The sequence below is a fragment of the Janthinobacterium sp. HH104 genome (genome assembly GCF_001758715.1).
In the GTDB taxonomy this organism is placed as follows: Bacteria; Pseudomonadota; Gammaproteobacteria; order Burkholderiales; family Burkholderiaceae_D; genus Janthinobacterium; species Janthinobacterium aestuarii.
On sequence record NZ_LRIB01000013.1, the window covers coordinates 722,887 to 731,196 of the forward strand.

At 63.6% G+C, this 8,310-nt stretch carries 6 protein-coding genes and 1 tRNA gene; 2 read left to right on the plus strand and 5 right to left on the minus strand.

What is annotated here, in order from left to right; genetic code table 11:
- Window positions 1-56: 56 nt before the first annotated feature.
- Complete coding sequence (locus JAB6_RS04060; protein WP_070301501.1) at window positions 57-1,103, minus strand: aldo/keto reductase; 1,047 nt, start codon at window positions 1,101-1,103, stop codon at window positions 57-59.
- On the minus strand, window positions 1,103-2,152 hold the full coding sequence (locus JAB6_RS04065) for a quinone-dependent dihydroorotate dehydrogenase (protein WP_070301446.1): 1,050 nt from the start codon (window positions 2,150-2,152) through the stop codon (window positions 1,103-1,105). The genes JAB6_RS04060 and JAB6_RS04065 overlap by 1 nt, the downstream gene beginning before the upstream one ends.
- Window positions 2,153-2,355: 203 nt before the next feature.
- Between JAB6_RS04065 and JAB6_RS04070 the strand changes: the two genes are divergently transcribed.
- The gene (locus JAB6_RS04070) at window positions 2,356-5,667 is read left to right on the plus strand and encodes a S41 family peptidase (RefSeq protein ID WP_070301447.1); all 3,312 of its coding nucleotides are present in this window, start codon (window positions 2,356-2,358) and stop codon (window positions 5,665-5,667) included.
- Between the two features lie 124 nt (window positions 5,668-5,791).
- Here JAB6_RS04070 and JAB6_RS04075 read toward each other — a convergent pair whose 3' ends face one another.
- Genes JAB6_RS04075 through JAB6_RS04085 form a run of 3 tightly spaced genes read right to left on the minus strand, consistent with a single transcriptional unit; the run spans window position 5,792 to window position 7,875 of the window.
- Window positions 5,792-6,514: an arginyltransferase gene (locus JAB6_RS04075; protein WP_070301448.1), complete on the minus strand. Its 723-nt coding sequence runs from the start codon at window positions 6,512-6,514 to the stop codon at window positions 5,792-5,794.
- A gap of 54 nt (window positions 6,515-6,568) precedes the next feature.
- On the minus strand, window positions 6,569-7,285 hold the full coding sequence (aat, locus tag JAB6_RS04080) for a leucyl/phenylalanyl-tRNA--protein transferase (RefSeq protein WP_070301449.1): 717 nt from the start codon (window positions 7,283-7,285) through the stop codon (window positions 6,569-6,571).
- A gap of 11 nt (window positions 7,286-7,296) precedes the next feature.
- A complete protein-coding gene (locus JAB6_RS04085; RefSeq protein ID WP_034747557.1) occupies window positions 7,297-7,875 on the minus strand; it encodes an NUDIX hydrolase in 579 nt (192 codons plus the stop codon).
- A 185-nt stretch (window positions 7,876-8,060) separates the two neighbouring features.
- Between JAB6_RS04085 and JAB6_RS04090 the strand changes: the two genes are divergently transcribed.
- Window positions 8,061-8,137 (plus strand) — tRNA-Met (locus JAB6_RS04090).
- The last annotated feature ends 173 nt before the right edge of the window (window positions 8,138-8,310 follow it).

Sequence of the window (8,310 nt, forward strand, 5' to 3'; positions counted from 1 at the left end):
AGTTGCGATGAAAGGGGGGAGCCTGGCGGCGGCCTGCGCCGCCAGGAGGGGCGCGCTTACTGCCCAGGGTTGGGCAGGCTGGCGTGGATGGCGTCGACGGCCGCCACGAGGTCCGGCGACAGGCTGACTTGATGGGCATCGATATTTTGCTGCAACTGCGCCACGCTGGTGGCGCCGATGATGGTCGAGGCCACGAACCAGCGCGAGTAGCACCAGGCCAGCGCCAGCTGCGCCGGCGTCAAGCCGTGCGCGCGGGCCAGCGCCGCATACTGGGCGGCTGCCGCTATGGTAGCGGGGCGCACGTAGCGGGGACTCCAGCCGGGCGGGAAAATCGTCAGGCGGCCCCTGGCTTGCGGATCGTCGAGGTATTTCGCCGTCAGCTGGCCGAACGCCAGCGGGCTGTAGGCCAGCAAGCTGACATTTTCCCGGTGGCAGGTCTCGTCGAGCAAGCTCGTCTCGAAATGGCGTGCCGTCAGGTTGTACAGGTTCTGGATCGAGGCGATGCGCGGCAAGCCCTTCAGCTCGGCCTGCTTGATGTATTCGCACACGCCCCACGACGATTCGTTCGACACGCCGATGTGGCCGATCTTGCCCTCGTCGACCAGCTTGCCCAGCACGGCCAGGGTGTCTTCGATGGCGACCGAAACGTGTTCCTTGCGCGGGTTGTACACGCTGGCGCCGAAGATGGGCAGGTTGCGGCTGGGCCAGTGCAACTGGTACAGGTCGATGTGCTCTGTCTGCAGCCGGCGCAGGCTGTCCTCGACGGCGGCGCGGATGTTGACGGCGTCGTGGTCCGTCTTGCCATTGCGTATCCAGTGCATGCGCGAGTTCGGCCCGGCCACCTTGCTGGCCAGCACGATCTGGCTGCGCTTGCCGCTTTTCTTCAGCCAGCTGCCGATGTAGCGCTCGGTGCTGCCCTGCGTTTGCGCGCTGGCCATCACCGGATACATCTCGGCCGTGTCGATGAAGTTGATACCGCGTTCGAGCGCGTAATCGAGCTGGCTGTGCGCTTCGGCTTCGCTATTCTGCTCGCCGAAGGTCATCGTGCCCAGGCAGATCGTGCTCACTTCCAGGCTGCTGGAGCCCAGCTTGACCTTGTCGATCATTTCGCCTGCTTGCCGCGCAGCGCGCGGGCGCAATCCTTGATCAGGGCGGGGCCCGCGTAGATCAGGCCGCTGTACAGCTGCACCAGCTGCGCACCCGCTTCGAACTTGGCCACGGCGTCCAGGCCCTGCATGATGCCGCCCACACCGATGATGGGCAGCGCGTCGCCCAGTTCCGCTTTCAGCAAGCGGATGACATTGTTCGACAGTTCGAACACGGGCGCGCCCGACAGGCCGCCCGCTTCCGCGCCGTGCGGCATGCCTTCGACGGCGCTGCGCGACAGGGTCGTGTTGGTGGCGATGACGCCGTCGATCTGGTGGCGCGTCAGCGACTCGGCGATGCTTTTCACCTGTTCGTCATCCATGTCCGGCGCGATTTTCAGGGCCAGCGGCACGTAGCGTTTATGCTTGTCCGCCAGGCGCGCCTGGGCTTCCTTGAGCTGCGACAGCAGGGCGTCGAGTTCGGACGCGCCCTGCAGCTGGCGCAGGTTTTTCGTGTTCGGCGACGAGATGTTCACCGTCACATAGCTGGCATACGGGTAGACTTTTTCCAGGCACAGCAGGTAATCGTCGGCCGCCCGCTCGATGGGCGTGTCGGCATTCTTGCCGATGTTCAGGCCCAGCACGCCCGCGCGGTTCTGGTAGAACTTCGACGCCTGCACGTTGGCGACGAAGGCGTCCACGCCGCCATTATTGAAACCCATGCGGTTGATGATGCCCTGCGCCTGCGGCAGGCGGAACATGCGCGGTTTCGGATTGCCCGCCTGCGCGCGCGGCGTGACGGTGCCCACTTCGATGGAACCAAAACCCAGGTCGGCCAGCGCGTCGATATAGGCGCCATCCTTGTCCAGACCGGCGGCCAGGCCGACCGGGTTGGGGAAGGTGATGCCCATCACCGTGCGCGGGTCCGCCGCCGGTTTGCCGGCCAGCTTCGTCAGGCCCAGCGCGCTGGCGCGTTTCAGGGCGGGCAGGGTCAGATGGTGGGCCGCTTCGGCATCCATCGAGAACAGCAGCGGGCGAGCGAGGGAGTACAGGAATTTTTCAGACATGGGGCGCTTTGAGTAGGTGTGCGGGCCGCCGGGAAGGGCTGGAGGCGCGCGAAATAAGTGCCGTATTTTACCGTGTTCCGCACGGCTGCCGGGTGTATAGTTCTCTTTGGTCTAAAGCAACATTAATTCATTCATAATTTGCATTGGGCCGCCGACCTTCCTGTTTTTTCTCTGTTCTGTTGACTTCATAAGCGAGACATCGATTGAAAAAGACACGCATCTTGACGGCCATCGCGGCCGCCAGCGCACTGCTGCTGAGCCACCCGGCCCTGGCCCTGCCCAATACGCAAGACACCCGCATGCTGAGCGAACCGGCCGTCTCCAGCCGCCACATCGCCTTCATCTATGCGGGCGATTTGTGGCTGTCCAACCTCGATGGCGGCGGCGCGCGGCGCCTGACCTCGGACCTGGGCGACAAGTCCAATCCCGTGTTTTCGCCCGACGGCAGCCTGATCGCGTATAGCGCGAATATCGACGGCAATGTCGACGTGTACGTGATCGCGGCGGCCGGCGGCGTGCCGCGCCGCCTGACCTTCCACCCGGGCGCGGACCTGGCGCAGTCGTTCACGCCCGATGGCCAGGCCGTGATGTTTACCTCGCCCCGCGCCGCCTTCAACAACCGCTTCCAGAAGCTGTTCACGGTACCGGTGGCGGGCGGCGTGGAAACGCAGCTGGAAATCCCGAACGCGTCGCGCGCCACGTATTCGCCCGATGGCAAGCGCATCGCGTACAACCCGCTGGCGCCCGCCTTCAAGCAGTGGAAGCGCTACCGGGGCGGCACCAATTCCTGGCTGTGGCTGTTCTCGTCCGCCGATAAATCGATTGAAAAAATCCCCCAGCCGACGACGCGCTCGAACGACGTCGACCCGATGTGGATAGGCGACACCGTGTACTTCCGCTCCGACCGCAACGGCGAATTCAACCTCTTTGCGTATGACGTGAAAACGAAGGCCGTGCGCCAGTTGACGCGGCATGCGGATTTCCCCGTGCTGAACGCGTCGGCCGCGAACGGTAAGATAGTCTACGAGCAGGCCGGCTATCTGCACGCGTTCGACATCGCCAGCGGCCAGGCGCACAAGCTGACCATCGCCGTGGCCAGCGACCTGGGGCAGACACGCCCCCGCTGGGTCAAGAACGCGAAATACATCCGCGACGCGTCGATTTCGCCATCGGGCGCGAGGGTCGCCTTCGAGTACCGGGGCGAGATCGTCACCATCCCCGCCGACAAGGGCGACGTGCGCAATCTGACGCAGACGGCCGGCGCCCACGAACGCACGCCGATCTGGTCGCCCGATGGCCGCTCGGTCGCATATTTCTCGGACGAGTCGGGCGAATATGAATTGCATGTGCGGGCGCAGGATGGCAAGGGCGCCGTGCGCAAATTCAAGCTCAATGGCAGCGGCTTCTATGACAACGCCGTCTGGTCGCCCGACAGCAGGAAGATCGCGTTTGCCGACAATGGCTGGAGCATGTACGTGATCGACGTCGGCACGGGCAAGGTGCAGAAGGTCGCCACGGAGCCGATGTATGGCGTCGACAAGAGCATGCGCGCCTCATGGGCGCCCGACTCGCGCTGGCTGGCCTACACGCTCAATTCGCCCACCTACACGCGCAGCGCCTACATCTATTCCGTCGAGCAGAACAAGTCGATGCCCGTGACCGATGGCCTGTCCGACGTGGCCGAACCTGTGTTCGACAAGAGTGGCAAGTACCTGTACTTCTTCGCGTCCACGAATGCGGGCCCCAGCAACAACTGGTTCTCGCAGCAGAATGAAGACAACCTGGTGACGCGCACCGTGTGGATGGCCGTGCTGCGGCGCGACCTGCCGTCACCGCTGATCAAGGAGAGCGACGAGGAAAAGGCCGCCAGCACGGACGCGAAAAAAGACACGGCCAAGGCGGAAGCGGAGCCGAAGAGCGAACCGAAGGTCGATCCGAAGACGGGCCGCGACGATCCGAAAGTGGCCGTGGCGCCTGTGGCGCCGATCAGCATCGATTTCGACGGCATCGCCACGCGCATCGTCGACTTGCCGCTGCCGGCCGCGCAGTTTTCCAGCCTCGCCGCTGGCGCTGCGGGGCAGATCTTTTTGCTGCGCGAAAGCGATGGCAAGAAGGCCGTGCAGCGCTTTGATCTGAAGGAGCGCAAGGCGGAAACCGTGGTGGCGGAAGCTGATGATTTCGAGGTCTCGGCCGACGGCAAGAAGCTGCTGTACCGCCAGAAGGATAACTGGGCCATGGGGGCCGCCACGGGCAAGCTGCTGATGCCGGGCGAAGGCAAGATCAAGGTCGACGCCATCGAAGTAAAAGCCGACCCGCGCGCCGAATGGACGCAGATTTTCAACGAAGTGTGGCGCATCAACCGCGATTACTTCTATGACCCGGGCATGCATGGCGTGGACTGGAAGGCCATGCGCGACAAGTACGCCGTGTTCCTGCCCGAGCTGTCGAGCCGGGCCGACCTGAACCGCCTGATCCAGTGGATGTGCAGCGAATTGGCCGTGGGCCATCACCGCGGTGGCGGCGGCGACGATTTTATCGAGGCGAAGAAGGTGCCGGGAGGACTCCTGGGCGCCGACTATGACGTGAGCGACGGCCATTACCGCTTCAAGAAAGTGTATGGCGGCTTGAACTGGAACCCGGCCCTGCGCGCGCCGCTGACTGAGCCGGGCCTGAACGTCAAGGCGGGCGAATACCTGCTGGCCGTCGACAGCCGCCCGCTGGCGCCGCCCACCAATTTGTACAGCGCCTTCGAGAACACGGCCGGCAAGGCCATCGACCTGACCGTCGGTCCATCGGCCGACGGCAAGGGTGCGCGCACGATCACCGTGGTGCCCGTGCCCACCGAGGATGCCTTGCGCAACCGCGACTGGATCGAAGGCAATATGCGCAAGGTCAATGCCGCTACGGGCGGCAAGGTCGCGTACGTGTACGTGCCGAATACGGCGGGCCTGGGCCACACCTACTTCAAGCGCTATTTCTTCCCGCAGGCGGACAGGCAGGCCATCATCGTCGACGAGCGTTTCAATGGCGGCGGCAGCGTGGCCGATTACTACATCGAGATCCTGCAGAAGAAGGAAATCGCCTGGTGGACCATGCGCTACGGCGCCGACATGAAGACGCCGTCCGCGTCGATCCAGGGCCCGCGCGCCATGCTGATCGACGAGACGGCCGGTTCGGGCGGCGACCTGCTGCCGTGGATGTTCCGCAAAAATAATATGGGCCCACTGATCGGCAAGGCAACGTGGGGCGGCCTGGTGGGCATCCTCGGCTTCCCCGTGCTGATGGATGGCGGCACCATCACGGCGCCGAACCTGGCGTTCTGGACCCGCGAAAACGGCTGGGGCGTGGAAAACGAAGGCGTGCCGCCCGATATCGAAGTCGAGCAAACGCCGGCCGACGTCATCGCCGGCCGCGATCCGCAGCTGGAAAAAGCGATCGAGGTGATACAGGCCGAGCTGGCGAAAAACCCGCCCGTGCTGCCCAAGCGTCCGGCGTTTCCGGACAAGAGCAAGTGAAAGAGTAGGTCGGATTAGCGGAGCGTAATCCGACAATATTGTTGGCGCCGCCGGTGGTGTCGGATTACGCGCTTGGGCGCTAATCCGACCTACCAACTGCCCTCCCAGCGACATGCGCTTGGTTTTACATCACCACCCACTGTCCTTTGATTCTGGCTTCCAGCGGCTTGAAATTGATTTTATAAGCCATCTTCGGGCTCTGCGCGATCCAGTAGCCGAGATACACATACGGCAGCCCCAGCTCGCGCGCCTGGGCGATCTGCCACAGTACGTTGTAGGTGCCGTACGAGGCGCCCGGCACGTCCGGGTCGAAGAACGTGTAGACGGACGACAGGCCATCGGCCAGCACGTCGATGATGCTGACCATGCGCAGGATGCCGTCGGGGTCACGGAACTCCACCAGGCGCGTATTGACCCGGCTTTGCAGCAAAAACTGCGCGTACTGGTCGCGGCTGTCCTGGTCCATGCCGCCGCCCGCGTGGCGCGTGCTCTGGTAGCGCAGATACAGTTCGTAGTGCTCGTCGAGGAAGGATAGGGTGGCCACGCCCGCCTGCAGGCCGGCGTGCCGGCTCCAGGCGCGGCGCTGGTTGCGGTTGGGCGTGAAATCGCCCGTCACCACGCGCACGGGGATGCAGGCCTGGCAGCCGTCGCAATACGGGCGGTAGGTAAAAATGCCGCTGCGGCGAAAGCCGTTGCGCACCAGTTCCGAATACACGTCGCTGTTGATCAGGTGCGAAGGCGTGGCCACCTGCGAGCGGGCCTGGCGGTCGTCCAGGTAGCTGCATGGGTACGGTGCCGTCGTATAGAACTGCAGGGTGGCAAACGGTAGTTCGTTCAGGTGCGTCATGCTGATCCTGTCTGGTCTGTCCGCGGCGGTGTGCCTTGATCTATCATAGCTTTTTTACGCCGTGGGCGCAGCATGCCAATCGGTGATTTGCGCTGCTTCAATGGCGATCCGTACATGGGCCAGGAAGCGCGCGCGCGAAATGGGCGCCGCGCCCAGCGAGGCCAGGTGTTTCGTTTCTTGCTGGCAGTCAATCATGGCCACGCCGCGCGCCTGCAAAAACCGTACGAGGTGGGCCAGCGCGATCTTCGAGCCATCGGAAACGTGGGCGAACATCGATTCGCCATAGAACATGCGGCCGATCGACACGCCATACGCGCCGCCCACCAGTTCACCGTCAAACCACAGTTCCGACGAATGCGCGTAGCCCAGCTTGTGCAAGCCCGTGTAGCCGGCGATGATTTCGTCCGAAATCCAGGTGCCCGGGCCATCCTTGCGCGGCGCCGCGCAGGCGCGCATGACGGCCTCGAAATCGCCGTCGAAGCGCAACTGCCAGCGGCCATCCGTGGCGGCGCTGCGCTCGACCTTGCGGATCGCCTTGGCCAGGCTGTCGGACACCTTGAAATCCTCCGTCATCAGCACCATGCGCGGATCGGTGCTCCACCACAGTATGGGCTGGCCTTCGGAAAACCAGGGGAAGATGCCGCGCCGGTAGGCGTCGAGCAGGCGCGCGGGCGACAGGTCGGCGCCGGCCGCCAGCAGGCCGGGCGCCTCGTCGCTCAGGGCGCGCGAGACGTCGGGGAACGGGGTGTGGATGTCGAGCCAGGGAATCATGCGGCGGTTGCTTATTCTGCGTCCGCGCGGGCCATCGGGCGCGTGATATCGCCCGTATGGACGCCATAGCTGCCGCCTTCGCGGATTTTCACGCGGTCGGCAAAGAACAGTTCCAGGGTGGCGCGGATGGTGGGGAAGGCCAGGTCATCCCAGGGAATCTGCGCTTCCGTAAACAGCTGCACGTCCAGGCTTTCGATGCCGGGCGCGAAATCGAGGTCGCGCAAACGCGCCAGGTAGAACAGGTGCACCTGGTGCACGCGCTGCACGTTGAGCAGCGAAAACAGGGGGCCCAGTTCGATATTCGCGCCCGCTTCCTCCACCGTTTCGCGTTCGGCCGCGTCGGACGTCGTTTCATCGTTTTCCATGAAGCCGGCCGGCAGGGTCCAGTAGCCGAGGCGCGGCTCGATGGCCCGCTTGCACAGCAAGACCTGCAGCTGGCCATCTTCTTCCCAGACGGGAATCGAGCCGACCACCATTTTCGGGTTCTGGTAATGGATGGCGTCGCAGTTGGCGCACACATAGCGGGGACGGTTGTCGCCTTCCGGAATGGACAGGCTGACAGGATGGGCGCATTCGGAGCAGAATTTCATGGGCAGCTTAGGATAAGAGATGTCTCGTGTAACGCTTACTGTACACCGATTGCGTGCCGCGTGGCGAGCAGCGCAGGCACGATTGGCTACCGCTCGTGCCGCCTGCGTATTCATTAGATTGGTCTATTACGGTTGAATTTGAGATAGCTATTGCCTAAGTCACCCGTTTGCCCTTATAATTCTTGTGCGGGGTGGAGCAGTCTGGCAGCTCGTCGGGCTCATAACCCGAAGGTCACAGGTTCAAATCCTGTCCCCGCAACCAATACCGGAAAGCCGCTGATTCTTGCAAAAGATCAGCGGCTTTTTTCATTCTCAAGCCGCCCATGCAGCTCTTCCAGCCCGCTGCCGCGATTAGCTCCCCGCAGTGCAGCAAACTGGTATATAATTCGCCTGCGGGGTGGAGCAGTCTGGCAGCTCGTCGGGCTCATAACCCGA

Coding starts and splice junctions, on each gene's coding strand:
- JAB6_RS04065 (WP_070301446.1), bottom strand. CDS start 2,152: ATGTCTGAAAAATTCCTGTACTCCCTCGCTCGCCCGCTGCTGTTCTCG.
- JAB6_RS04075 (WP_070301448.1), bottom strand. CDS start 6,514: ATGACGCACCTGAACGAACTACCGTTTGCCACCCTGCAGTTCTATACG.
- aat (WP_070301449.1), bottom strand. CDS start 7,285: ATGATTCCCTGGCTCGACATCCACACCCCGTTCCCCGACGTCTCGCGC.
- JAB6_RS04085 (WP_034747557.1), bottom strand. CDS start 7,875: ATGAAATTCTGCTCCGAATGCGCCCATCCTGTCAGCCTGTCCATTCCG.